The following is a 21,722-nucleotide window of genomic DNA, read 5'->3' on the forward strand; positions in this document are numbered from 1 at the left end:
GGAAGGGGGTCAGGGAAGGGGACAGGGCAGGCGGGAAAGACCTGCGGAGGCGGCAGTCTAGGAACTGCGGACCATAATGAAAAGCGATGTGGCCTTATTGCCGTGATAAGACTTGCTTATGAAAGACGGGAGCCGTCCATGCTGAATCCCCAATGGCTGCGGAGCTTCGCCACCCTGGCGCGGCTGGGCAGCTTCACGCGTGCCGCGGAGGCGCTGGACCTGACGCAGGCGGCGGTCAGCCAGCACGTGCGGCATCTGGAGGGCTCGCTGGGCCCCTTGCTGATCCGGCGCCCGCGCGCGATCGAACTGACCCCGGCGGGCCAGGCGACGCTGGACTACTGGCGCGAGCTGGACGAGGCCGACCAGCGCCTGCGCGGCCGTCTTGCCGACGAGGACGCCTGCCAGGGCGAGGTCGGCATGATCACGCCGGGCGGCATCGGTTTGTTCGTGTATCCGCACCTGCTGGACCTGCAGGCGCAGCGCCCGGGGCTGGTGGTGCGGCACCGGTTCGCGCCCGACCCGGACGTGCTGCAGGCGGTGCTGGACAACCGCTACGAACTCGGCTTGGTGACGCTGCGGCCGGACGACGCGCGGCTCGCGAGCTGCGCCTTCCTGGAGGAGCCGCTGGAGCTGGTGCTGCCTGCCTCGGAGAAATGCGCGTCATGGGACGACTTGCGCCGCATCGGCTTCATCGATCACCCCGACGGCCAGGCGATGGCCAACCGCCTGCTGAGCCGGCATTTCCCCGGCTCGCCGGGCGTGCGCGACCTGCCGGTGCGCGGCTTCAGCAACCAGATCGGGCTGCTGCTCGAGCCGGTGGCGCGCGGACTGGGGTTCACCGTGCTGACGCAGCACGCGCGTCGCGCCTTCCCCGTCAGGACGAGATCCGGGTGCTCGATTGCGGCTCGCCGGTGGTGGACACGCTCTGGATGATCCATCGCGCCGAATGGCCGCTGTCGGCGCGCGCGCAGCATGTGGTGGAGCACCTGCGCAAGACCGTGGGCGCGATGGCGCCCAAGCTGGCGAGTCCGAAGCCGGCAACGACGAAGCAGGAGCCCACGAAGACGGCAGCCACAAAGACGGCAGCCACGAAACCGGCGGGCACAAAGCCGACGAGTGCGAAGGCGACGAGTACGAAACGACCCGCGGCGGGGTCAGGTCTTGCGCGTCCATAATCCGCCCGCTCCTTGAGCGTCCTTCCCGACAACGGGCCAGCCATCGACAGACCAGCGAGTGAACAGAGACCGCCCACGATTCGGCTGGCGCCTGAGCCAGGCCTGGACCCGGCTGATGCAGGCGGTCGCCGTCGTCGTGGCGGCGTCACTGCACTGCGCCGGGGCCTGGGCCCTGCCGGCGGATTACAGCGTCGCCGAGCTCTATCAGACGCGGTGGACCGTCCGTGAAGGCGTGCCCACCGGCATCGCCGCCATGGTCCAGACGCCCGACGGCTTCCTGTGGCTGGGCTCGCCGGGCGGACTGTTCCGTTTCGACGGCGTGGCGTTCGAGCGCTTCACGGGTGCCGGCGGCGTCCCGCTCCTGTCGCAGGACATCTACGCGTTGAACGTCACCGCCGACGGCGCCCTGTGGATCGGGCACCACCTCGGCGGCGTGAGCCGGCTGCACCAGGGGCGGCTCGTCAACTACGGCCCGGAGCAGGGGCTGCCCCGCGCGTCCCTCACCGCGTTGGCCGAAGACGGCGACGGCGTGCCCTGGGCCGGCACCACCCGCGGCCTGTACCGGCTCGACCACGGACGCTGGACGGCGGTGAACACAGCCTGGAACGTGCCTGCCGACCCCGTGGATGCGATGGTGCTGGACCGCGACCGCACGCTGTGGGTCATGGGCAACGACCACGTCTACCAGCTCCGGCACGGCGTCAGCCGTTTCGAGCAGTCGCCGGTGACGATACGCGGGAGCAACTTCTCCAACCTGGTGCTGCATCCCGACGGCGCCGCCATGGTCTGCCAGGCGGCCCGCGTGCAGGCCCTGACGCCACCACTGACGCCGTCGGCGATGCAAGGCGTGCCCGCATGGGTCGACCGTCCGGTCGACCTCGGCGACAACCGCTGCGGCTTCGACCGCTCGGGGCAGCTGTGGTTCGGCGGTCCCAAGGGCGGCGGGCGCTTCCCGCCGGCGCCGCGGCCGGTCGGCACCGCGCCTTCAGGGACGCGTCTGGAGCAGCCGGAACCGGTTTCGCTGCCCGCGGGGCTCACCAGCCGGGTCCTCGAGGACCTCGAAGGCAACCTCTGGTTCGCGACCCGAAGCGGCCTGGAGCGGATCCGCACGCCCGCGCTGCGCAAGCTGCCCTTCGAGCCCGCGGCCATGGAATTCGCGCTCGCGCCGGCGGGGGATCGCGGCGTCTGGATCGGGGCCTCGACCGGTCGCATCGCCCGCGCCCATCCGGGCATCGAGGAACGCATCGCCACCGACCCGCACTTCGACATCGGCATCGACGTCGTCTACACCGACCCGGCGGGCACACTGTGGATCGCGGCGGGCGATTCGATCTGGCAGCGACGGCCCGACGGGCGCTGGCGCCGGTCGGTGCGCGGCGCGGCCGCCGTGGCCACGGGCGGCTACGCCTATTCGAGCATCGAGGCGATGACGCAGGACATGCACGGCGCGATGTGGGTGTCCGTGCTGCGGGTCGGCGTGTACCGCGTCATCGGCGATCAGTGGACGCTGTGGGGTGGACGCACCGACATGCCCCGCCACAACGTCACCGCGCTGTTCACCGATCCCGCAGGACGGGTCTGGTTCGGCTACGACGACGGGCTGGTCCAGGTGCTGGACGGGGACCGGTTCACGACCGCAGTCGCCGCCGGGCCGGCAGCATCCGCGGCATCCGGCGCATCCACCGCGTCCAGCGCGTCCAGCGCCCCTGCGCCGCGGGTCCCCGCGCTCGGGGAGGTCTCCGTGTTCGAGCAGCAGGGCCGGACCCTCTGGATCGGCAGCCAGAAGGGTCTGTGGCGCCTGGAGGAATCCGGCGCGCTCCATGCCGTCGAGGGGTTGCAGGGCGCGTTCACCGGCGTCACGGGGATCGTGCCGACCGCCGCGGGCGACCTGTGGCTGAGCACGGTCGAGGGCGCGGTCCGCCTGGGCGCCGACGCGTTGCGGGAGGCCCGCGCGGAGCCGGGCCGTCGCGTTCGTCATGAGCTGCTCGATCACCTGGACGGACTGCCCGGCGTGCCGGATGCGGCCGTGGGCAACAACGGGCGGATCTGGTTCGCGACGGTGGACGGCGTGGTGTGGATCGACCCCTCCCGACGGCCGCGCAACACGGTCGCTCCGACGGTGGTGCTGAAGTCGGTCCTCGCGGACGGCGCGGTCTATCCCTTCTCCCCGGAGGCACCGACGCGACTGCCGCTGCGCACGCGCGACCTCAAGATCACCTTCACCGCGACCAGCCTCACGATGCCGGAGCGGGTGCGCTTCCGCTATCGCCTGGTGGACGCGGACGCCCAGCCAGACGCGGCAGACACCGGCAGCGCTGCCAGCGCCGCCAGCGCCGGCTGGCAGGACATCGGCAATCACCGCGAGGTGTACTTCCGCGACCTGGCACCGGGACGGTACCGGTTCGAAGTCGGGGCCTCCAACAACGATGGCCTGTGGAGCGACGCCGGCGCCGGCGTCGAGGTCGTGATCCCGCCCGCCTTCGTGCAGACGCCATGGTTCCTCGTGCTGTGCGTGATGGTGGCGCTCGCGCTGCTGTGGTGGCTGTCCGTGATGCGTCTGCGCGCGGTCAACGACCGGCTGCGGCTGCGGCTGGAGGAACGCATGGTGGAACGCGAACGGATCGCGCGCGAGCTCCACGACACCTTCCTGCAGGCCGTGCAGGGCCTGATGCTGCGCTTCCATTCCGCGATGGAGGTCATCCCGGCGCACGAGCCCGCGCGCAGGCTGATGGAGCAGGCGCTGGACAGCGCCGACGAGGTTACCGCGCTGGGCCGCGACGCCGTGCTGAACCTGCGCGAGCCGGCGGACGAGTCGATCGATCTGGCCGCCGACCTGCACCTGATCGGCGAACGCTGGTCCTTGGACACGGGCATTGCCTTCGTGGCTGAGGTCCAGGGCGAGGCGAGGGCGCTCGATCCGATCGTGCTGCAGGAATGCCAGCGCCTGGCCACCGAGGCCCTGAACAACGCGTTCCGCCACGCCGAGGCCGCGACGGTGCGGCTGGACATCGTCCACGCGTCGCGGGCGTTCACGCTGCAGGTGTCGGACGACGGCCGCGGCTTCGACACGGCGCACAGGCACAGCGGCCGCTGGGGCCTGGTCGGCATGCGCGAACGAGCGGCCCGGCTGCGGGCGACGCTGGAGATCCGTTCCGGCACGCGGGGCACCACCGTGCGCCTGCGGGTGCCGGCCCGCCTGGCCTACCGGCGGCCGCGTCGCAGCTGGCTGCAGCGGCTGACCGGTGCCGCGTCGCGGTCGCAGGCGCAGGCGCAGGCGCGATCGACCGGCCGGTCCCTCAGAGCTCCTCGTTGAGGATCCCGCGTCGCATCGCGATGACGACGGCCTGGAGCCGGTCGCTGGCACCGAGCTTGACCAGGATGTTCTTCATGTGGGACTTGACCGTCTCCTCCGATACGCCCAGCCGGTCCGCGACCTGCTTGTTGGCGCCGCCCGCGGCGACTTCCGCGAGCACCTCGACCTCGCGGGCCGACAGCGCCTCGTCCGCGACCCGGCGGGACAGCTCCAGCGCCACTTCCGCGGCGACGTAGCGGCGGCCGGCATGCACCTCGCGCACGGCGTTCACCAGCTCCTTGCGCAGGGTGTTCTTCAGCAGGTAGCCCCAGGCCCCGATCTTGAGCGCGCGCAGGGCCTGCACGTCGCCGCGGTAGGTGGTCAGCACGACGATGCGCGCCGAGGGCCACCGCCGCAGGATCTCGCCCATCGCGACCATCCCGTTCATGCGCGGCATCTGCAGGTCCATCAGCGTGACGTCCGGCCGGTGCCGCTCAAACATCGCGACGGCCTCGAGGCCGTCCTCCGCCTCGGCGACCAGCGTCATGTCCGGCTGCCCCGAGATCACCGCGCCGATGCCGGTGCGGACCATCGGATGGTCGTCGACGACCAGCAGTCGGATCGGAGGCTCGGGGGACAGGGACATGGGCGGCGCGCGCGAGGCGCTGTTCGGCAGCAGCGGGAAACGTTAACGCCGCGTTCGCGGCGGGGTCAAGGAAAACGGCCGCGCACTCACTCGATCGAGTGAGTCGGCCATCCCTGCGTCGCGGCTGGTGGGAGCGGCACCGCCGCCCTAGAGTGCCCGCACACCGGGCCGTTCCGGCCACCGGTCCGAGGAGTTGATCATGAATGCTGCGGAGTGGCCACGCAGGGCGTTTTCCTTCGGGCCTTTCACCCTGCTGCCCGAACGGCAGCTGCTGCTGAAGGAAGGCACGCCGCTGCGCGTCGGCGGACGGGCGCTCGACCTGCTCACGGCGCTGGTCGAACGGCCCGGGGAAACGGTGAGCAAGCGGGCACTGATGGCCCGCGCCTGGCCGAACACCGTCGTCGACGAGAGCAACCTCAAGGTCAACATGGCCGGTCTGCGGCGCGTGCTCGGGGACGGCGGTGGTGGCGGTGGTGGTGGCGATCCGCAGTACATCGCCACCGTCGTCGGCCGCGGGTATCGCTTCGTCGCCGAGGTCCGGCTCTCGGGATCGGCGTCGGACGCCGGACACACCGGACCGGCCGGGTCGCCGGCCGACGGCGGCCGGCCCGCACGCCGCCATAACCTGCCGACCGGGACCACACGCATCGTCGGCAGGGCGCAGGTCATCGCCGCCTTGCAGCAGGATCTGCAGGCGTCGCGGCTCGTGTCGGTCGTGGGGCCGGGCGGCATCGGCAAGACGACGGTCGCGCTCGCGGTGGCCGAGCGCGAACTCGACGCCTTCGCACAGGGCGTCTGGCTGATCGACCTCGCGCTGCTCAAGGACGGGGCCCTGGTGTCCGATGCGGTGGCGACGGCGATCGGGCTCACGGTGCATTCGGCGCACATGCTGGCGCCGCTGTGCGCCTTCCTGCGCGACCAGTCGCTGCTGCTCGTGATCGATAACTGCGAGCACGTCATCGACGCGGTCGCCACCTGCGCGAACCGGCTCCTGGCGGAGGCGGCCGGCGTGAAGATCCTGGCCACGAGCCGCGAGCCCCTCCTGGTGAAGGGGAGCGCGTGCGTCGGCTGCCAGGACTGGCGGCACCGGCCGCGTCCGCCGGTCTGAACGCGGCGCAGTCCCTCGCGTTCCCCGCCATCCAGCTCTTCGTGGAGCGTGCGACCGAGCGGGTGGAAACGTTCGAGCTCAGCGACGGGGACGCGCCGCGGGTCGCCGAGATCTGCCGCCGGCTGGACGGCCTGGCGCTGGCGATCGAATTCGCCGCGACGCGGGTCGACACCTTCAGCATCGGCGGCCTGCTGCAGCAGCTCGACGACCGGTTCCGATTGCTGCACGGTCGGCGTGCCGGCCCGGAGCGGCAGCGCACGCTGACCGCCACGCTCGACTGGAGCTACGGGCTGCTGTCGGAGGACGAGGCCGCGCTGCTGCGGGCCGTGTCGGTGTTCGCGGGCACTTTCGACAGCGACGGTGCGGCGGCCGTCGCGGCGCTGCCGCGCGGGGAGGCGGCCGAAGGGCTGTCGCAGCTCGCCGCGAAGTCGCTGCTGGCGACCGACCTGGATGCGTCCGGCGCGACCTACCGGTTGCTCGAGACGACGCGGAGCTACTGTGCCGGACGACTGCGCGCCGCGGCGGAGGACGGTGCCGTGCGCGGGCGCCACGCGCGGTACCTGTGCGGCACGCTCGAGCGCGCCGGCGCCGAGTGGGCCCGACGGCCCGCGGACGAATGGGCCGCGGTCTACGGCCGCTTCCTCGACGATCTGCGGGCGGCCCTGGCCTGGCTGGCCGCGGACGAGACCCACCGGGCGCTGCACATCCGCCTGACGGTCTCGGGGCTGCTGCTCTGGAATCACTTCTCGCTCACCGCGGAGAGCGGCGGGCACGTGTCGATGGCGGTCGAGGCGCTGGATGCGGCGGGCCAGGCAGGTACCGCGCCTGAGATGAAGCTCCAGCTGTGGCTGGGCGGATCCACCATGTTCACGCGGGGCCTGCATCCTCAGGCCATGGCCGCGTCGCATCGGGCGCTGGACATCGCGCGGCGGATCGGGGACGAGGACTACCAGTTGCGCTGCCTCATGATGATCGGGATCCACCAGCTGTTCACCGGCGATCACGAGGCAGGACTGCGCACGCTGGAACAGTTCACGGCGCTGGCCGCGCGATGCGATCCGTCGGTGCTGCCGGAAGGCGAGGTCCACGTCGGCATCGGCGAACTCTTCCTCGGGCGCATCGCCAGCGCCCGGCGCCGGTTGGCGTGCCTGGAGCGTCGCGACCTGCGCTACTTCGGCTCCTACGGCGTGCGCTACCTGTCCGACCCCGTCATCCTGGTCCGCAGCGTGCTGAGTCAGGTCCGCTGGCTGGGCGGCGCCGCCGACACGGCGATGCGCGTGGCCGAGACCGCGCTCGACAACGCGCGGGCGCTGGGGCATGAGCTGTCGCTGAACAACGTGCTGTCCTATCTCTGCCCGGTCTATTTCTGGAGCGGGCAGCACGAGCGTTGCGAGCGCTGCGTGTCGATGCTGGAGGAGCAGGTGACCCGGCATGGGCTGGTCGCCCGGCGGCCGGTGGCCCGCTTCTTCCGGGCCGCGCTCCGGCACGCGCGAGGCGACGCGTCCGTCGAGGCCGTGGCCGCGATCGAGGCGGCCATCGACGACTTCCGCGCCGTCAATCATCTGGCGAGGATGCCGTACTACCTGAGCGTCCTCGCCCAGGCCCTGCTCGACGGCGGGCGACTGGACGAGGCGGCGACGACGATCGCGACCGCGCGCGCGATCGCGCAGTCGCAGCACGAGGGCTGGTGCCTGCCGGAGGTCGTCCGCATCCAGGCGGCCCTCGCGTGGGCCCAAGGACGCACGGATGCGGCCGAGGCGCTGCTGGTCGAGTCCATGGCCCTCGCGCTGGCCTCCGGTACCCTGGCCTGGCGTCTGCGCGCCGCCTGCGATCTCGCGGCGCTGTGGCGGGATCTGATGAAGGCGGAAGACGCCCGCCGACTGCTCCGGTCCGTGCTCGACGAGTTCACCGAGGGATTCGAGACCCGGGATCTGCTCGGGGCCGCCGAGCTGCTCGACGCGCTCGACGACCCCGGCAGCGCCGGCGGCATTGACGGTGCTGACCGCCATGACGGCCCGTCGACGCGGCCGGCCGGGCCGATCCGGCCGGCCGCGTAGACGATGCCGACTACTTCGACGCCTTGACGTTGCGCTGCAGGAAGCCGCGCATCAGGCCGGCGATCTTCTCGCTCTCCTCTTCGAGCGCGAAGTGGCCGGTGTCGAGCAGGTGCAGCTCCGCCTTGGGCAGGTCGCGCAGGTAGGGGTGCGCGCCGGCGGGCGGGAAGATCTTGTCGCCCTTGCCCCAGACGATCAGCATGGGCGGCTGGTGCTTGCGGAAGTAGGCCTGCCACGACGGGTACAGCGGCGGGTTGGTGCCGTAGCTGTAGAACATCTCGAGCTGGATGTCCTTGTTGCCCGGGCGGTCCATGTAGAACTGGTCCGTGGCCGCCGCGTCCGGGCTGATGTGGGTCGCGTCGCGGTAGCCCTCCGAGTACTGCCACTTCGTCGCGGGCAGCTCGAACAGCGGGCGCAGCTTGTTGCCGTTGGCCACTGACTTGTCGGCCCAGAAGGCCTTGGCCGGCACCCAGAACTCGTTGTCCAGTCCTTCGTCGTAGGCGTTGCCGTTCTGGACCACGATCGCGGTGATGCGCTCGGGATGCGCGGCCGCGAGGCGGTAGCCGATGGGCGCGCCGTAGTCCTGCACGTACATCGCGTACTTCTTCGCGCCGACGACCTCGGTGAACTTGTCGACCACCTTGGCCAGGTTGTCGAAGCTGTACTGGAACTTGTCCATCGGAGGCATCTCGCTGCGACCGTAGCCGGGGTAGTCCGGCGCGATCACGCGGTAGCGGTCGGCCAGGCGCGGGATCAGGTTGCGGAACATCTGCGACGAGGTCGGGAAGCCGTGCAGCAGCAACAGCACGGGCGCGTCCTTCGGACCCGCCTCGCGGTAGAAGATGTCGAGGCCGTCGACCTTCACGGTGCGGTAGCTCACGGCGGCCGTGCTGGCGACGTTCGTCGCGTCCTGGGTGGCGGCGGGACCGGCCTGCACGCCGTGCGGCGCGAACGCGAGCAGCAGCGATGAGGCGAGGACCCACGCGGAGGCGGAGTGCTTCATGGGAAACCCTTTCTGGGGTTGGAGGAAAGAAGGGAAGGAGCCCCGCGAGCGGGGCGGGACATGGTGAAAAGGTGAAGAAGGGAAGGGCGGGGTGGAGGCAGGGGCGGGGCGCCTCAGCCCTCCGAAGCGCCGAACATCGCCGTGGCGTAGGCGATGCCCACGCCGTAGGCGCCGGCCAGGTCGCGGGCGATGCCGGTGGTCAGCTCGTAGGTGTCGGCTCGGCCCCAGTCGCGCTGTAGCTCGAGCAGGTACTGCAGCGAGGTCATCGGCTGCGCGCCCGCCTGCACCATGCGGGCGACGGCGCGTTCATGAGCTTCCGAGGTGATGTCGCCGCAGGCATCGGTGAGCACGAAGACGTCGTAGCCCTGTTCGAGCGCGGACAGCGCCGGACCCACGATGCACACCGAGGTCCACAGGCCCGCGAGGACCACGCGCGGCTTGCCGATCGCGTTGACGGCGGCGACGACGTTGGCGTCCTCCCAGCAGTTCATGGTGCTGCGGTCGATCAGCTCGTGCTGGGGGAAGGCGTCGGTGACCTCGTCGAACATCGGGCCGGAGAAGCTGCGCGCCGAGACGGTGGTCAGGAGGGTGGAGACCTGGAACCCGGCCGCGGCGCGGGCCGCGATGGCGGCGTTGTTGCGCAGGCTCACGCCGTCGATGGACTGCGTGGCGAAAGCCATCTGGGGTTGGAAGTCGATCAGCACCAGCGTGTGGTCGGTCGGCGTGATCAGGCGAGATGCAGGGCGGACGGTGGCGGTGATGGGCATGGGGCCTCCTCTGGGAAAGTCGGGGTTGCGTGACGAGCCCCCAGTCTCGGAACAAGCGGGTGCCGCGCCAACGCACTTGCGGTCATGGGCCGCTCGCCCATTCGGACAGGTGCGCCGTCGGCGGGCGTGGGCCGCGTGAGCAGTCCGCGCTCCGAGGCGATCCACAGCGCCTCGGTCCGGCAGCGCGCGCCGAGCTTGGAGAACAGCGTGCGCAGATGGGCCTTCACCGTGCCCTCGGAGATCGTCAGCGAGCGCGCCATCTCCTTGTTGCTCTGGCCGCGCAGGACCAGGGCGAGCACTTCGCCCTCGCGCAGCGTCAGCGCCGGCTGCCCGAGCTTGTCGGCCAGGTGCAGCGACGCGGCCGCGCAGAGATGACGCAGGCCCGCCGCGACGGATCGGACGGCGCGCACGATCTCCTCGCGACCGCAGCTCACCATCACGTAGCCGCGCACGCCGGCCGACAAGGCGGCGCGCACGTCGGGTGCCGGGTCGTCCATCGCGACGACCAGGACCGGTGCGTGCCTGGCGGGGCTGCCGGGCGGCGACGAGGCGTGCCGCAGCGCGCGGTCGTGGTCGAAGACGAGCAGGTCCGGCGCCGGCTGCAGTCCTTGCGGCCATTGCGGCGACCTCGCCGGCGCGTCGTCGTGGGACGACGGCCGCAGCTCGAAGTCGGGCCACGCGCCGAGGATCTGTCGAAGCCCCGCTTCGACGACCGGCAGCTCGTGGGACAGCTCGATCACGGTGGGTCTCAGGGACATCGCGGTTCTCCAGTGGCGGTGGCGGGGCGGGGTCAGAGCCCGAGCTCCGACAGGCCCGGGTGTTCGTCGGGCCGGCGGCCCAGGTCCCAGCGGAACAGCCGCGCGCTGTCGGCGATGGGCAGGTCGTTGATGCTGGCGTGGCGATGGGCCATGAGCCCGTTGGGCGCGAACTCCCAGTTCTCGTTGCCGTAGCTGCGATGCCACTGGCCGTGGACGTCGCGCCATTCGTAGGCGAAGCGCACGGCGATGCGGTGCTCGTGGAAGGCCCACAGCTCCTTGATCAGCCGGTAGTCGAGCTCGCGCTGCCACTTCGCGGTGAGGAAGGCCTGGACCTGGTCGCGTCCGCGCGGGAACTCCGCCCGGTTGCGCCAGACGGTGTCGACCGTGTAGGCGAGCGAGACGCGCGCGGGGTCGCGGGAGTTCCAGCCATCCTCGGCGGCGCGCACCTTCTGCAGCGCGGTCTCGAGGGTGTAGGGCGGGAAGGGCGGGCGTTGTTCCATGAAGCGGCTCCAGCACGTTGCGGTGAGACGAGTATGGAAGTCGCGGACCCGATCGACGCGGCTCGGCAGCCGCTTCTCACCCCGTTTCACCACGATTAACCGGCGGCCCGCCGGGCTGGCGCGAGGAGGCACAACGCCTTATGGTTCTTAACCGGAACTAACTCGACGGCGCATCGGCCCGGGACGGACCATGACCGCCAGTCGTGCCGGTGCACGTTCAGGAGCAAGTCATGGTTCGTGTCCCCTCCGCCCTGCCGAGAGTCCTCATCGATCACGAGGAGCCGCTCCTCGCGATGGGCCTGCGTGCCGCGCTGCAGCGGGCGCCCCACCTCCAGCTCGTGAGGCACGACGAGGCGCCCTTCGGCGTTCCGCTGCAGGTACAGGTGCTGGTGACCGACTGGTCGCAGGGCATGCGCTGGCTGTCCGCGGACCGGGCCGATCCGTCGCGGGCCGCCAGCGTGCTGGTCGTCTCGTCGCAGGCGCGCGAGCAGCCGATGCTGTCCGCGCTGCGCCGCGGCCTGGGCGGCGTGCTGCTGGCGTCCTGCACGGCATCGGAGCTGCTGCTCGCGGTGGACGCGCTGGCGGCCGGTCGCAGCTATGTGTGCGCGGAGGTGGCGCAGCGGGTGGCCGCGAACTTCTCGCGCGAGCCCTTGACCACGCGCGAGGAGACGGTGCTGCAGCTGCTCGCGCGCGGGCAGTGCAACAAGTCCATCGCGACCAACCTCGGCATCGCGCCGGGCACCGTCAAGAGCCACGTCAAGGCCATCCTCGGCAAGCTCGCCGCGTCCACGCGGACCGAGGCCGCCAGCATCGCCGCCGAGCTCGGCATCGTCGAGTTCACGCGCTCGCCGCGCTTCGAGCTCGCATCGCTGAACTGAGATCGCTGAACTGAGATCGTCATCGCGAGGCGTCGTCCGACGGGCGCGCTTCCAGCCATCACCGGAGACCGCCATGGGCCGCGCCTATTCAGACCTCATGTTCACGCCCGGCGTGCGCGAGACGCAGACCGAGCTGGGGAGCCGCGCGCAGTACGAGTTCCTCGACACGATGCAGGACCGCGGCGACACGCTGACGCCGCGCGAGGCGCAGTTCATCAAGGACGCCGACCACTTCTTCCAGGCCACCGTCAGCGAGACGGGCTGGCCCTACGTGCAGCACCGCGGCGGACCCCCGGGCTTCCTGAAGGTCATCGACGCGCGCACCATCGCCTTCGCCGACTTCCGCGGCAACGTGCAGTACCTGAGCGTGGGCAACCTGCGCCGGGACGACCGCATCTCGATCATCGTCGTCGACTACGCGCGTCGGCGCCGGCTCAAGCTGCTGGGACGGGTGGAGCTCGTGGAAGCCGGCGCGAGCGAGCACGGCGACGCCGCGATCGACGCGGTGAGCGATCCCCGCTATCCGGCGGACGTGGAGCGCGCCTTCCTCATCCGCATCGAGGGCTGGGACTGGAACTGCCCGCAGCACATCACGCGCCGATTCACCGAAGCCGAGATCGAGGCGCAGATGGCGCCGCTTCGCGCGCAGGTGCAGGCGCTGAAGGCGCAACTGGCCGATCTGCAGGCAGGCGGCGCGGCGTCCGACGCGCGGCCGGACCCTCACGTGGAGTGAGGCGCTCCGGTGCCCCGGGGCGTGCTGCGCACAGTCGACGCGAGGCCGCGAATCCTTCGGCGTCGACGGCGCCTCTTTGCTCCGAGGAATTTTCCTCGGAGCAAAGACATTCATGACTGACAGAAGAAGTTTCCTGGCCGCCGGTGCGGCCACCGCAGCCGCGACTGCAGCCGCTGCTGCCGCAGCCACGGCGACCGCCGGCGCGCTGCTCGCGCCGACCGGCGCGAACGCGGCCACGGGCGCAGGCAAGAGCGTGGCCAAAAACGCGGCGAGCACCTCCGACATCGCGGCCCGCGTGCCGGACGGGATCAATCCCGTCGGCGTGCGCACGGCCGGCGTGCGGCTGGTGCCGGTCGTCGGCGGCAAGTACAAGGTGTGGACCAAACGCGTGGGCAGCGGCAAGACCAAGATCCTGCTGCTGCACGGCGGCCCGGCGTTCTCGCACGAGTACCTCGAGGCGATGGCGGCCTTCCTGCCGGAGGCGGGCTACGAGATCTACTTCTACGACCAGCTCGGCGTCAACAACTCGGATCAGCCGGAAGATCCGACGCTCTGCACCCTGCCGCGATACCTGGAGGAAGTGGAAGAGGTGCGGCGTGCGCTGGGCCTGGAGCAGTTCGTGCTGTTCGGCCACTCGTGGGGCGGCGTGCTGGCGATGGAGTACGCGCTGAAGCATCCGAAGGTGCTGAAGGGCCTGGTCGTCTCCAACATGGTCGCGGGCATGCAGGCCTACCTCAAGCACGTGAACCACCTGAAGGAGACGCTGCTGCCCGCGCCGCTGCTGGCGCGGCTCAACGCGCTGGAGGCTGCCCGCGACTTCGACAACCCGGAGTACGAGCAGATCATCCTCGAGCACCTGTACACGAAGATCATCTGCCGCCTGGATCCCTGGCCCGACGCGCTGATGCGCAGCTTCAAGCACCTCAACAAGGCCATCTACGTGCAGATGCAGGGGCCGAGCGAGTTCGAGGTCAGCGGCAGCCTGAAGGGCTGGGAGCTGTGGGACCGGCTCAAGGACATCCGCACCCGCACGCTGCTGCTGGGCGCGCGGCACGACACGATGGATCCCGAGGACATCCGTCGCATGGCGACGCTGATGCCCAACGCGAAGGCGGCCATCTGCCCGGACGGCAGCCACCTCGCGATGTGGGACGACCAGGCCGTGTACTTCGGTCACCTGCTGCGCTTCCTCGCGTCGCTGTGAGCGAGGGCTGAACCCGCGTCCGGCCCCGGTCGGATCCGCCTCATCGCGGTGACGGGGCCGGCGACGGTCGCGGGACCTGGCGATCGAGGAAGTCCAGCATCCGGCTGGCGACCTCGTCGCCATGCGAGACCAGCGCGAAGTGGCCGGCGCCCTCGATCAGATGGACCTCCGCGCGCGGCAGGTCCTTCAGGAAGGCCTTCGCGCCCGCGGGCAGGAAGAAGGGATCGTTGGCGCCCCAGATCGCGAGCAGCGGCGGCTGGCGACGACGGAAGTAGTCGTGCAGGGCCGGGTATTGCTTCAGGTTGGAGCGGTAGTCGAGCAGCACGGCCAGCTGGATGTCCTCCTGTCCCGGGCGGTCGAGGAAGGACTGGTCCAGCAGGTAGTGCTCGGGCGCGACGCGGTCGGGCGGCTTCACGCCTTCGAGGTACTGCCACTTCGTCGTCTCCCGCTTGAAGAGCCCGCGCAGCGGCTCGCGGTTGGCGGGCGAGGGGTCGGCCCAGTACTTGCGCATCGGCGCCCAGCCGGGGCTGAGGCCTTCCTCGTAGGCATTGCCGTTCTGCGACACGATCGCCGTGATCTGTTCCGGGTGCGCGACCGCCAGGCGCCAGCCGATGGGCGCGCCGATGTCGAAGACGTAGAGCGCGTAGCGCTTGAGTTGCCGGACCTCGGCGAAGCGGGCGATGACCTGCGTCAGCTCGTCGAAGGTGTAGCCGAACGGGGCGCCCGCCTTCACTTCCGTCAGGCCGTAGCCGGGAATGTCCGGTGCGATGACGCGGTAGCGCTGCGCGAGCTTGGGGATCAACGCGCTGAACAGATGCGACGAGGTGGGAAAACCGTGCAGCAGCAGGATCGCCGGCGCATCGGCTGGACCGGCTTCCCGGTAGAAGACCCGGTGTCCGTCGACGTCGGCGAAGTCGTGGCGGACGACGATCGACGAAGCAGCAGTGGGAGTCGCAGTGGGGGCTGCAGTCTTGGCGCCGGAAGCGGCAGCGGGCGGCTCGGTCGTCGGTGGCGACGCGATGGCGCTGACGCTCGTGCCGAGCAGCAGGGCCGCTGAAAGAAGAAGAGAAAGAGGACGAGACAGGTGAACAGGAGAGCGGAGCGTGATCGCGCGCATGAGGGAGTCCTTTCGATCGCCGCATCGGAATCGGCGTGGCGCGGCCAAGGTATCGCCTCGCGCCGCATCGCGGCGTTGGCTCTGGTTAAACGTGGTGAAAACCGGGTCGCATGAGACTCGTTTCGGGGGCCGGCGCAGGCGTCGGCGATTAAGGTGACGACCATGCGTCGCTCTGAATGGCACACCCTCCTCACGGCCGCCCACGCGGGCGATCGCCACGCGCTCGACCGGCTGCTGCGGTGGACGCGCGCCGATGCGCGCCGCTACGCGACGCAGCACTGCCACGCCAACGACGTCGACGACGCCGTGCAGGAAGCGCTGCTGATCGTGGCGAGGAAGCTGCCCTCGCTGCGCGTCGTCGCGGCCTACTCCGGCTGGCTGATCCGGGTGATCAAGCGCGAGTGCTGTCGCCTCGCCCGCAGGCGGCCGGACCATGAGGTCTACGACGATGACGCGCCGCACGGATCCTTGCAGGAGCGGTCGGACGGAGGGGACGCGTTGCTCGAAGCTTTGGCCACGGCGCTCCACGCGCTGCCCGCGCATTACCGCGAGGTGCTGCTGCTGCGCGACGTCGAGGGATTCGCGCTGTCCGAGATCGCCTCGCGCTGCGGGCTGACGCTCGCGAACGTGAAGAGCCGCCTGCACCGCGCGCGGACGCTGACGCGCCGGCACCTGATCGGCAGCCATCCTGAACTCGCGGGCAAGGACTGAGCGGCCGTCGCGGGACCGTGATGGACCGTGATGGGACGTCATCGGGTCGTCATTGGGCAGTCGACTCGCTCGATGGGGGCAGCGGCGATGCCGTCTTAAGGCCAATGCGGCGCCTCCCCTCTGGAGGATTCGCCGGCGACGCGGAACTTCGACAGTAGGGCACGGACCGGTTCATCGCGCGAGGTCCCTGAGCCTTTCCACGACTTCCCTTCAACTCAACAAGGAACACCGCCATGTGCGCACCTCACCTCCTGCTGGTCCACGGCGCCTGGGCCGACGGCTCCAGCTGGCGCAAGATCATTCCCATCCTGCTCGGCCAGGGCCTTCGCGTCACGGCGGTGCAACTGCCGTTGACCTCGCTCGCCGACGACGTCGCCGCCACGCAGCGCGCCCTGGCGCTGGTGGACGGACCGGTGCTGATGGTCGGGCACTCCTACGGCGGGGCGGTGATCACGAACGCGGGCAACGACGCGAAGGTGGTCGGCCTCGTGTACGTCGCCGCGTTTGCGCCGGACGAGGGCGAAGCGGTCGGCGAACTGGGCAAGGAGTTCCCGCCGCCGCCGGGACTGGCTGAACTCCGGCCGGACGCCCATGGCTTCCTGAGCATGACGGTGCAGGGCGTGCTCGAGAACTTCGCGCAGGATCTGCCGGCCGAGGAGGGCCGCCTGATGCACGCGGTCCAGACGCCCACGCATGGCGCGACCTTCGGCGCGCCGACCGGTCAGCCGGCGTGGAAGACGCGGCCCAACTGGTACGTCGTCGCGACCGAGGACCGCATGATCCTGCCGGCGCTGCAGCGCCAGTTCGTCGAGCGGCTGAACGCCAGCACGCTGACGCTGCCGGCCAGCCACGTGCCGATGCTGTCGCACCCCGGCGAGGTCGCGGAGTTCATCGACCGCGCGGCGCGCCAGTTGCGTTCGCCCAAGTGAAAAGCGGCAAGACGAGCGGCAAGCCCGGATGAAAAGCGGCGAGCCCAAATGAAAAGCCGCAAGGAGCAGGACTCCTTGCGGCTTTCGTGTTGGTTGGTCGGGGCGGCGGGATTCGAACTCGCGACCCTCTGCTCCCAAAGCAGATGCGCTACCAGGCTGCGCTACGCCCCGACTGAGCCTTGCATTCTATCCTGGAATTTCGACGATCTTTCCGGATCTGGAAATTGAGTCTTTCGCGAGCCACGCATTCCCTTCGGCGACGCCGCGCGGGACGATGCGGCATGAACAAGTTTCAAGCGATGGAGGTGTTCGTCCAGGTGGTCGATGCCGGCGCCTTCACCCGCGCCGCGGACCACATGAAGCTGCCCAAGGCGACGGGTGTCCACGCTCATCCAGTCGCTGGAATCGGCGCTGTCGATCAAGCTGCTGCACCGGACGACCCGCCAGGTCAGCGTGACCGCGGAAGGCGCCGTGTATTACGAGCACTGCCTGCGCATCCTCGCGGACGTGCGCGACGCCGAGGAGGCCCTGACCCGCACGCGCCGCAGCCCCTCGGGACGCCTGCGCATCGATGCACCCACCGGGCTGGCCAGCGAGGTGATCATCCCCGCGCTGCCGGTGTTCCATGCGCGTTATCCGGACATCCGGCTGGAGCTGGGCTGCAGCGATCGCTCCGTCGATCTGATCGAGGAGGGCGTGGACTGCGCCGTGCGGGCCGGGGACCTCGACGACTCCAGCCTGATCGCCCGCCGCATCGGCCTGATGCGGTACATGACCTGCGCCTCGCCGGCCTACCTCGAACGTCATGGACGTCCCCAGCATCCCGACGAGCTGGTCCACCACCAGTGCGTGAACTACTTCGGCGCGCGCACGGGCCGGGTGTTCGACTGGGACTTCACGCGCGGCGGCGAGCGCCTCCAGGTCTCGCTGCCCGGTGTCATCGCGCTGAACGACAGCGGCGCCTACACGGCAGCGGGGCTGGCCGGGCTGGGGATCGTGCAGATGGCGGATTTCCTGATGGCGCCGCTGGTCGCGCAGGGACGCTTCGTCCCGGTCCTCGAGGAATGGGTCAGCGATCCGCTGCCCATCCAGGTGGTGTACCCGCAGAACCGGCACCTGTCGGCCAAGGTGCGCGTGTTCGTCGAATGGATCGCCGAGCTGCTCGCCGGACACCCGCTGATGCATTGACGCTGGAGCCCCCATGTTTTTCCTGCACGACGGACACCGGATCCATTTCACCGACGACGGCGAGGGCGATGCCCTGCTGTTCCTCCACGGCCTGGGCGGCAATGCGCTCAACTGGACCTATCAACGACAGCACTTCGCGTCCCGCCGCCGTGTGATCTGCCTCGATCTGCCGGGGCACGGCAAGTCGGAAGGCCAGGACCTCGCGTTCGTCGATTTCGGGCGGGTCGTCGAGGGACTGCTCGATCACCTGGGCATCGATCGAAGCGCCGTGTGCGGGCTCTCGAAAGGGGCTCGCGTCGGACTCCAGCTTGCCGCGCGATCGCCCGGCCGTGTGAGCGCGGTGATCGCCGTCAACGCGTTCCTGCATCTCTCGCCCTCGGACGAAGCCGCCCGCTTCGAGCTGTACGACCGGCTGTTGCAAGGCGACGAAGGAAAGATCGCGTGGGCCACGCGATTGCTCGCGCAGATGGCCATTGCGGCCGACAGCCGGATCCATCGAGGATTCATGCGCTCGCTGGACACCCTGGACGGACCCTGGATCCGCGCGCTGTTCCAGCAGATCATGGACGCCGACCAGCGCGAGGAGGTCCGGACGGTCCGCAGTCCGACGCTGCTGATCCGCGGCGGCCGGGACGGGCTGGTGCCGGCGTATTGCCACGACGAGCTGCGGGCCCTGATCCCGGACTGCTCGTCCATCGTGCTCGAAGAATGCGGCCACCTGCCGTACCTCGAATCGCCGGACCGCTTCCACCGCGCGCTCGAGAACTTCCTTCCCCCGGCGCAGTCCAGGCCGCGTCGCACCGGCTGAGGCGTCGACCATGGACCGCCTGCAAGCCATGAACGCTTTCGTGGCGGTGGCCGAGGAACAGCACTTCGCCGCCGCGGCGCGGCGGCTGGGCACCTCGCCGGCCACGATCTCCCGCGCCATCGCGGGTCTGGAGGAACGGCTCGGCGTCAAGCTCGTGCTGAGGACGACCCGCAGCGTGCGGCTGACCGACGTCGGCCATCGCTATCTGGACGACGTCCGCCTCATCCTGGCCAAGGTCAGCGAGGCGCATGAGTCGGCCTCCGGTCATCCGACCGACCTGCGCGGCCACCTGAACGTGACGGCGCCGGCGATGTTCGGCGTCTCGCATGTGATGCCCTGCATCGCGGCGTACCTCGCGCAATTCCCGGCGATGACGGTGTCCGGCTATTTCCTCGACCGGGTCGTCGACCTGGTCGAGGAGGGCATCGATGTCGCCGTGCGCATCGGCGGTGGGCCATTCGCGCAGGTACAGGCGCAGGTGCAGGCCATCCCCGTGGGCTCGATGCGGCGCGTCCTCTGCGCCTCGCCGGACTACCTCGCGGCGCGCGGCCGTCCGGCTCATCCGGCCGGATTGACCGGGCACTCGATCATCACGGCGCAGAACGTGTCGCCCGATCCGGACTGGTCCTTCCGGACGGCGGCAGGGCCGCTGAGCGTGCGGGTGAATCCGACGCTCACGGTCACGAGCAATGACGCCGCAGTGGCCGCCGCGACGATGGGCGCGGGCATCACCCGGTTGTTCCACTATCAGGTCGCGTCGCAGGTGGCCGACGGCCATCTGGAGATCCTGCTCGCCGACCATGAGGAGGCGCCGTGGCCCATCCAGCTGGTCCACGGCGGCGCCGGCGGGACGTCGTCCAAGGTCCAGGCCTTCGTCGACCTGCTCGTGCGGCACCTGACGCCATCGGGTGCCGCTTGAGCCGGATGTCAGAGCTGCAAGGTCAGGACCTCGTCGGACGAGGCCCAGGACACGCAGGGGCAGAACGAATGCTGCCGCTGCGCTTCGGTGAGGCAGTTGTCCCGGTGGATCGGCCGTCCGCCGCTGTAGCTGGCGATGCACGCGCCGCATTCGCCGCGCTTGCAGTCGGAGGGGATCCACGCGCCGGCCGCCTCCATCGCGTCGAGCAGCGTGGTGCCGGGCGCGACGTCGAGCTCGATCGCGGACTCCGACATCGCGACGCGGACGGTCCCGTCCGTCGCCGCCCAACTCGGACCGAAGCTCTCGAAATGGATCCGTCGCCGGTTCACGCCGTGCGCTTCCGCGGCCAGACGCAGCGCGTCGATCAACGGCGCGGGGCCGCAGACGTACAGGTGGGTGTCGACCTGATCCCGATGACGGGCGAGCAGGGCCTCGATGTCCAGGCGCCGCGCGCCGTCGACGCGCGTGAAGTACAGCTGGGCCTGCGCCGCGTGCGTCTGCGTCACCCGGTCGTGGAAGGCCATGTCGGCGGCGCTCCGGCTCGCGTAGTGCAGCTCGTACGACGCGCCGGACTGCTTCAGCCGCGCCGCGATGCCGAGCATCGGCGTGATGCCGATGCCGCCGGCGATGAGGACGTGATGCGCGCCCTGCGCTGCGATGCTGAATTCGTTGACCGGCGCGGACACGTCCAACGTGTCTCCGACGGACAGCCGGTCGTGCATGAACAGGGAGCCGCCGCGTCCGTGGTCCGAGCGCTTGACGGCGATCTCGTAGGACGCGCCGTCCGCGCCGTCGGAGATCAGCGAATACTTCCGGAAGACGACGTCGTCGCCCAGCGGCAGGCGCACCTCGACATGGGCGCCGGGCTCGAAGCCCGGCAGCAGGGTGCCATCGACGCTGGCCAGCCGGATCGATCGGATGGACGGGGTGAGCGCTTGGGCATGGATGACGCGCAGCAGCATGGATCAGACTCCGTGGGGAAGAAAAGGGGAGGCGTCGAGGAAGCGGGCATCGAGCCCGTCGGGAAGCCCGGTCTCGATCCAGCGTTCGATCGTGAATTCCCAGAACCGGCCGGTGCCGCCGGTGGATCCGTCGGGGTCCGGCTGGTCCCAGAACATCGCCACCGTGCCGTTCAGCTGCAGCATCCGACGCTGCTCGTAGTCGGGGAAGACCAGGCCCGCCTGCGGATTCAGCAGGAAGTTGCCGAAGCTGTTGAACATGCTGTTCCCGTTGTAGTCGGGGATACGCAGCACGTTGCCGGGGAGTACCTGCACGAATCCCGGCGGCCCGCCGCGATGCGAGCAGTCGGCGCCGTGCGTCTCGTGGACGGAGGCGAGGAAGAAGGTGTCCGCCCGCGCGATCAGGTCGATCTGCGCGTCGCCGATGTCGCCGCCTTGCCGCATCGTCGACGGCATCGGCTGGTGGCCGGGATCGGGCAGCGCGATCGTGCGGCGCTGGATGTAGCGCGGACAGATCGGCACCGACTCCGTCACGTCGACGACCAGCCGATCGCCCTGCAGATGGGCGTCGCCGTTGACCTTCAGGCGCTTGCGCGTCTGCAGGTCCAGCAGCAGGAAGCCGAGCCGGGCGTCGAGCCGGAGGTTCTCCCACAGCGGATCGTGTGGCTGTCTCGCGACCCTCGAGAGGTCGATGGTCAAGGTGGCTGCATCGTCGCCGGGCTCGAGGAATCCGGGCTCGCCGATCAGGATCGACGCCCAGACGCGGCCGTCGAGGTCGACGCTGCCGACATACAGCGTCTTCTGCTGACGCACGAACGGCAACGCGCCGCGCACGATGGTCGGACCCACGGTCGCCCCGTTCCTGGCGGCGATGTCGGATTCGTTGGCCTTGCGCTGGGCGATCAGTTCGCCTTCATGGAATCGGGCGGCGGTCATGGGGTGCTCCTCGATGAGATCGACGGGAGGCGCGCCG

20 protein-coding genes and 1 tRNA gene are annotated in these 21,722 nt (G+C 70.2%); 12 read left to right on the forward strand and 9 right to left on the reverse strand.

The features are described from left to right. The first annotated feature begins 138 nt into the window (after positions 1-138). Together ACQ859_RS13770 and ACQ859_RS13775 are read left to right on the forward strand one after the other, a co-directional pair. Positions 139-933, forward strand: a complete 795-nt coding sequence (locus ACQ859_RS13770) for a LysR family transcriptional regulator (protein ID WP_431266248.1) — start codon at positions 139-141, stop codon at positions 931-933. A gap of 300 nt (positions 934-1,233) precedes the next feature. Next, positions 1,234-4,488, forward strand: a complete 3,255-nt coding sequence (locus ACQ859_RS13775; RefSeq protein WP_431266249.1) for a histidine kinase — start codon at positions 1,234-1,236, stop codon at positions 4,486-4,488. On the opposite strand, the gene ACQ859_RS13780 is transcribed toward ACQ859_RS13775, so the two are convergent. Next, positions 4,472-5,113: a response regulator transcription factor gene (locus ACQ859_RS13780; protein WP_431266250.1), complete on the reverse strand. Its 642-nt coding sequence runs from the start codon at positions 5,111-5,113 to the stop codon at positions 4,472-4,474. The genes ACQ859_RS13775 and ACQ859_RS13780 overlap by 17 nt on opposite strands. 199 nt (positions 5,114-5,312) lie before the next feature. Here ACQ859_RS13780 and ACQ859_RS13785 point away from each other — a divergent pair, with 199 nt between their 5' ends. Then, positions 5,313-6,221, forward strand: coding sequence for a winged helix-turn-helix domain-containing protein (locus ACQ859_RS13785; RefSeq protein WP_431266251.1), 909 nt, complete (start codon positions 5,313-5,315; stop codon positions 6,219-6,221). Continuing rightward, positions 6,173-8,278: an ATP-binding protein gene (locus ACQ859_RS13790; protein WP_431266252.1), complete on the forward strand. Its 2,106-nt coding sequence runs from the start codon at positions 6,173-6,175 to the stop codon at positions 8,276-8,278. Before ACQ859_RS13785 ends, ACQ859_RS13790 begins: the two co-directional genes overlap by 49 nt. Positions 8,279-8,288: 10 nt before the next feature. Here the strand turns inward: ACQ859_RS13790 and ACQ859_RS13795 are convergent, their stop codons facing one another. The 4 genes from ACQ859_RS13795 to ACQ859_RS13810 all read right to left on the reverse strand — a co-directional run bounded on the left by ACQ859_RS13795 (position 8,289) and on the right by ACQ859_RS13810 (position 11,303). Continuing rightward, the gene (locus ACQ859_RS13795; protein WP_421036379.1) at positions 8,289-9,278 is read right to left on the reverse strand and encodes an alpha/beta fold hydrolase; all 990 of its coding nucleotides are present in this window, start codon (positions 9,276-9,278) and stop codon (positions 8,289-8,291) included. A 113-nt stretch (positions 9,279-9,391) separates the two neighbouring features. Continuing rightward, a complete protein-coding gene (locus ACQ859_RS13800) occupies positions 9,392-10,045 on the reverse strand; it encodes an isochorismatase family protein (RefSeq protein WP_431266253.1) in 654 nt (217 codons plus the stop codon). Then, positions 10,006-10,803 (reverse strand): LuxR C-terminal-related transcriptional regulator, encoded by a 798-nt coding sequence (locus ACQ859_RS13805; RefSeq protein WP_431266254.1) that lies wholly within the window; start codon positions 10,801-10,803, stop codon positions 10,006-10,008. The genes ACQ859_RS13800 and ACQ859_RS13805 overlap by 40 nt, the downstream gene beginning before the upstream one ends. 32 nt (positions 10,804-10,835) lie before the next feature. Next, the gene (locus ACQ859_RS13810; RefSeq protein WP_431266255.1) at positions 10,836-11,303 is read right to left on the reverse strand and encodes a DUF1348 family protein; all 468 of its coding nucleotides are present in this window, start codon (positions 11,301-11,303) and stop codon (positions 10,836-10,838) included. A 230-nt stretch (positions 11,304-11,533) separates the two neighbouring features. Here ACQ859_RS13810 and ACQ859_RS13815 point away from each other — a divergent pair, with 230 nt between their 5' ends. From ACQ859_RS13815 to ACQ859_RS13825, 3 genes are all read left to right on the forward strand, one after another. Further along, positions 11,534-12,181: a response regulator transcription factor gene (locus tag ACQ859_RS13815; protein ID WP_431266256.1), complete on the forward strand. Its 648-nt coding sequence runs from the start codon at positions 11,534-11,536 to the stop codon at positions 12,179-12,181. A 73-nt stretch (positions 12,182-12,254) separates the two neighbouring features. Next, positions 12,255-12,914 (forward strand): pyridoxamine 5'-phosphate oxidase family protein, encoded by a 660-nt coding sequence (locus ACQ859_RS13820; RefSeq protein WP_431266257.1) that lies wholly within the window; start codon positions 12,255-12,257, stop codon positions 12,912-12,914. Positions 12,915-13,026: 112 nt separating this feature from the next. Then, positions 13,027-14,118, forward strand: a complete 1,092-nt coding sequence (locus ACQ859_RS13825) for a proline iminopeptidase-family hydrolase (protein ID WP_431266258.1) — start codon at positions 13,027-13,029, stop codon at positions 14,116-14,118. A 40-nt stretch (positions 14,119-14,158) separates the two neighbouring features. On the opposite strand, the gene ACQ859_RS13830 is transcribed toward ACQ859_RS13825, so the two are convergent. Continuing rightward, positions 14,159-15,235 (reverse strand): alpha/beta fold hydrolase, encoded by a 1,077-nt coding sequence (locus tag ACQ859_RS13830; protein ID WP_431266259.1) that lies wholly within the window; start codon positions 15,233-15,235, stop codon positions 14,159-14,161. 162 nt (positions 15,236-15,397) lie between these two features. On the opposite strand from ACQ859_RS13830, the gene ACQ859_RS13835 reads away from it, so the two are divergent. Next, on the forward strand, positions 15,398-15,946 hold the full coding sequence (locus tag ACQ859_RS13835; protein WP_431266260.1) for an RNA polymerase sigma factor: 549 nt from the start codon (positions 15,398-15,400) through the stop codon (positions 15,944-15,946). A 233-nt stretch (positions 15,947-16,179) separates the two neighbouring features. After that, positions 16,180-16,875, forward strand: coding sequence for an alpha/beta fold hydrolase (locus ACQ859_RS13840; protein WP_431266261.1), 696 nt, complete (start codon positions 16,180-16,182; stop codon positions 16,873-16,875). 94 nt (positions 16,876-16,969) lie between these two features. Here ACQ859_RS13840 and ACQ859_RS13845 read toward each other — a convergent pair. Further along, positions 16,970-17,046, reverse strand: a tRNA-Pro gene (locus ACQ859_RS13845). A 207-nt stretch (positions 17,047-17,253) separates the two neighbouring features. Between ACQ859_RS13845 and ACQ859_RS13850 the strand changes: the two genes are divergently transcribed. The 3 genes from ACQ859_RS13850 to ACQ859_RS13860 are packed head-to-tail and all read left to right on the forward strand — an operon-like array spanning position 17,254 to position 19,790. Further along, positions 17,254-18,063, forward strand: a complete 810-nt coding sequence (locus ACQ859_RS13850; RefSeq protein WP_431266262.1) for a LysR substrate-binding domain-containing protein — start codon at positions 17,254-17,256, stop codon at positions 18,061-18,063. 13 nt (positions 18,064-18,076) lie between these two features. After that, positions 18,077-18,871, forward strand: coding sequence for an alpha/beta fold hydrolase (locus ACQ859_RS13855; protein ID WP_431266263.1), 795 nt, complete (start codon positions 18,077-18,079; stop codon positions 18,869-18,871). A gap of 28 nt (positions 18,872-18,899) precedes the next feature. After that, positions 18,900-19,790, forward strand: a complete 891-nt coding sequence (locus ACQ859_RS13860) for a LysR family transcriptional regulator (RefSeq protein ID WP_431266264.1) — start codon at positions 18,900-18,902, stop codon at positions 19,788-19,790. An 8-nt stretch (positions 19,791-19,798) separates the two neighbouring features. Here the strand turns inward: ACQ859_RS13860 and ACQ859_RS13865 are convergent, their stop codons facing one another. Both ACQ859_RS13865 and ACQ859_RS13870 read right to left on the reverse strand, forming a co-directional pair. After that, complete coding sequence (locus ACQ859_RS13865) at positions 19,799-20,752, reverse strand: PDR/VanB family oxidoreductase (RefSeq protein ID WP_431266265.1); 954 nt, start codon at positions 20,750-20,752, stop codon at positions 19,799-19,801. A gap of 3 nt (positions 20,753-20,755) precedes the next feature. Continuing rightward, positions 20,756-21,685: a pyridoxamine 5'-phosphate oxidase family protein gene (locus ACQ859_RS13870; protein WP_431266266.1), complete on the reverse strand. Its 930-nt coding sequence runs from the start codon at positions 21,683-21,685 to the stop codon at positions 20,756-20,758. Between the last annotated feature and the right edge of the window lie 37 nt (positions 21,686-21,722).

This window comes from Roseateles chitinivorans (assembly GCF_050632235.1).
In the GTDB taxonomy this organism is placed as follows: domain Bacteria; phylum Pseudomonadota; class Gammaproteobacteria; order Burkholderiales; family Burkholderiaceae_C; genus Roseateles; species Roseateles chitinivorans_A.

Coding starts and splice junctions, on each gene's coding strand:
- ACQ859_RS13770 (WP_431266248.1), top strand. CDS start 139: ATGCTGAATCCCCAATGGCTGCGGAGCTTCGCCACCCTGGCGCGGCTG.
- ACQ859_RS13810 (WP_431266255.1), bottom strand. CDS start 11,303: ATGGAACAACGCCCGCCCTTCCCGCCCTACACCCTCGAGACCGCGCTG.
- ACQ859_RS13795 (WP_421036379.1), bottom strand. CDS start 9,278: ATGAAGCACTCCGCCTCCGCGTGGGTCCTCGCCTCATCGCTGCTGCTC.
- ACQ859_RS13825 (WP_431266258.1), top strand. CDS start 13,027: ATGACTGACAGAAGAAGTTTCCTGGCCGCCGGTGCGGCCACCGCAGCC.
- ACQ859_RS13855 (WP_431266263.1), top strand. CDS start 18,077: ATGTTTTTCCTGCACGACGGACACCGGATCCATTTCACCGACGACGGC.
- ACQ859_RS13860 (WP_431266264.1), top strand. CDS start 18,900: ATGAACGCTTTCGTGGCGGTGGCCGAGGAACAGCACTTCGCCGCCGCG.
- ACQ859_RS13820 (WP_431266257.1), top strand. CDS start 12,255: ATGGGCCGCGCCTATTCAGACCTCATGTTCACGCCCGGCGTGCGCGAG.
- ACQ859_RS13830 (WP_431266259.1), bottom strand. CDS start 15,235: ATGCGCGCGATCACGCTCCGCTCTCCTGTTCACCTGTCTCGTCCTCTT.
- ACQ859_RS13815 (WP_431266256.1), top strand. CDS start 11,534: ATGGTTCGTGTCCCCTCCGCCCTGCCGAGAGTCCTCATCGATCACGAG.
- ACQ859_RS13785 (WP_431266251.1), top strand. CDS start 5,313: ATGAATGCTGCGGAGTGGCCACGCAGGGCGTTTTCCTTCGGGCCTTTC.
- ACQ859_RS13865 (WP_431266265.1), bottom strand. CDS start 20,752: ATGCTGCTGCGCGTCATCCATGCCCAAGCGCTCACCCCGTCCATCCGA.
- ACQ859_RS13840 (WP_431266261.1), top strand. CDS start 16,180: ATGTGCGCACCTCACCTCCTGCTGGTCCACGGCGCCTGGGCCGACGGC.
- ACQ859_RS13805 (WP_431266254.1), bottom strand. CDS start 10,803: ATGTCCCTGAGACCCACCGTGATCGAGCTGTCCCACGAGCTGCCGGTC.
- ACQ859_RS13835 (WP_431266260.1), top strand. CDS start 15,398: ATGCGTCGCTCTGAATGGCACACCCTCCTCACGGCCGCCCACGCGGGC.
- ACQ859_RS13870 (WP_431266266.1), bottom strand. CDS start 21,685: ATGACCGCCGCCCGATTCCATGAAGGCGAACTGATCGCCCAGCGCAAG.
- ACQ859_RS13780 (WP_431266250.1), bottom strand. CDS start 5,113: ATGTCCCTGTCCCCCGAGCCTCCGATCCGACTGCTGGTCGTCGACGAC.
- ACQ859_RS13800 (WP_431266253.1), bottom strand. CDS start 10,045: ATGCCCATCACCGCCACCGTCCGCCCTGCATCTCGCCTGATCACGCCG.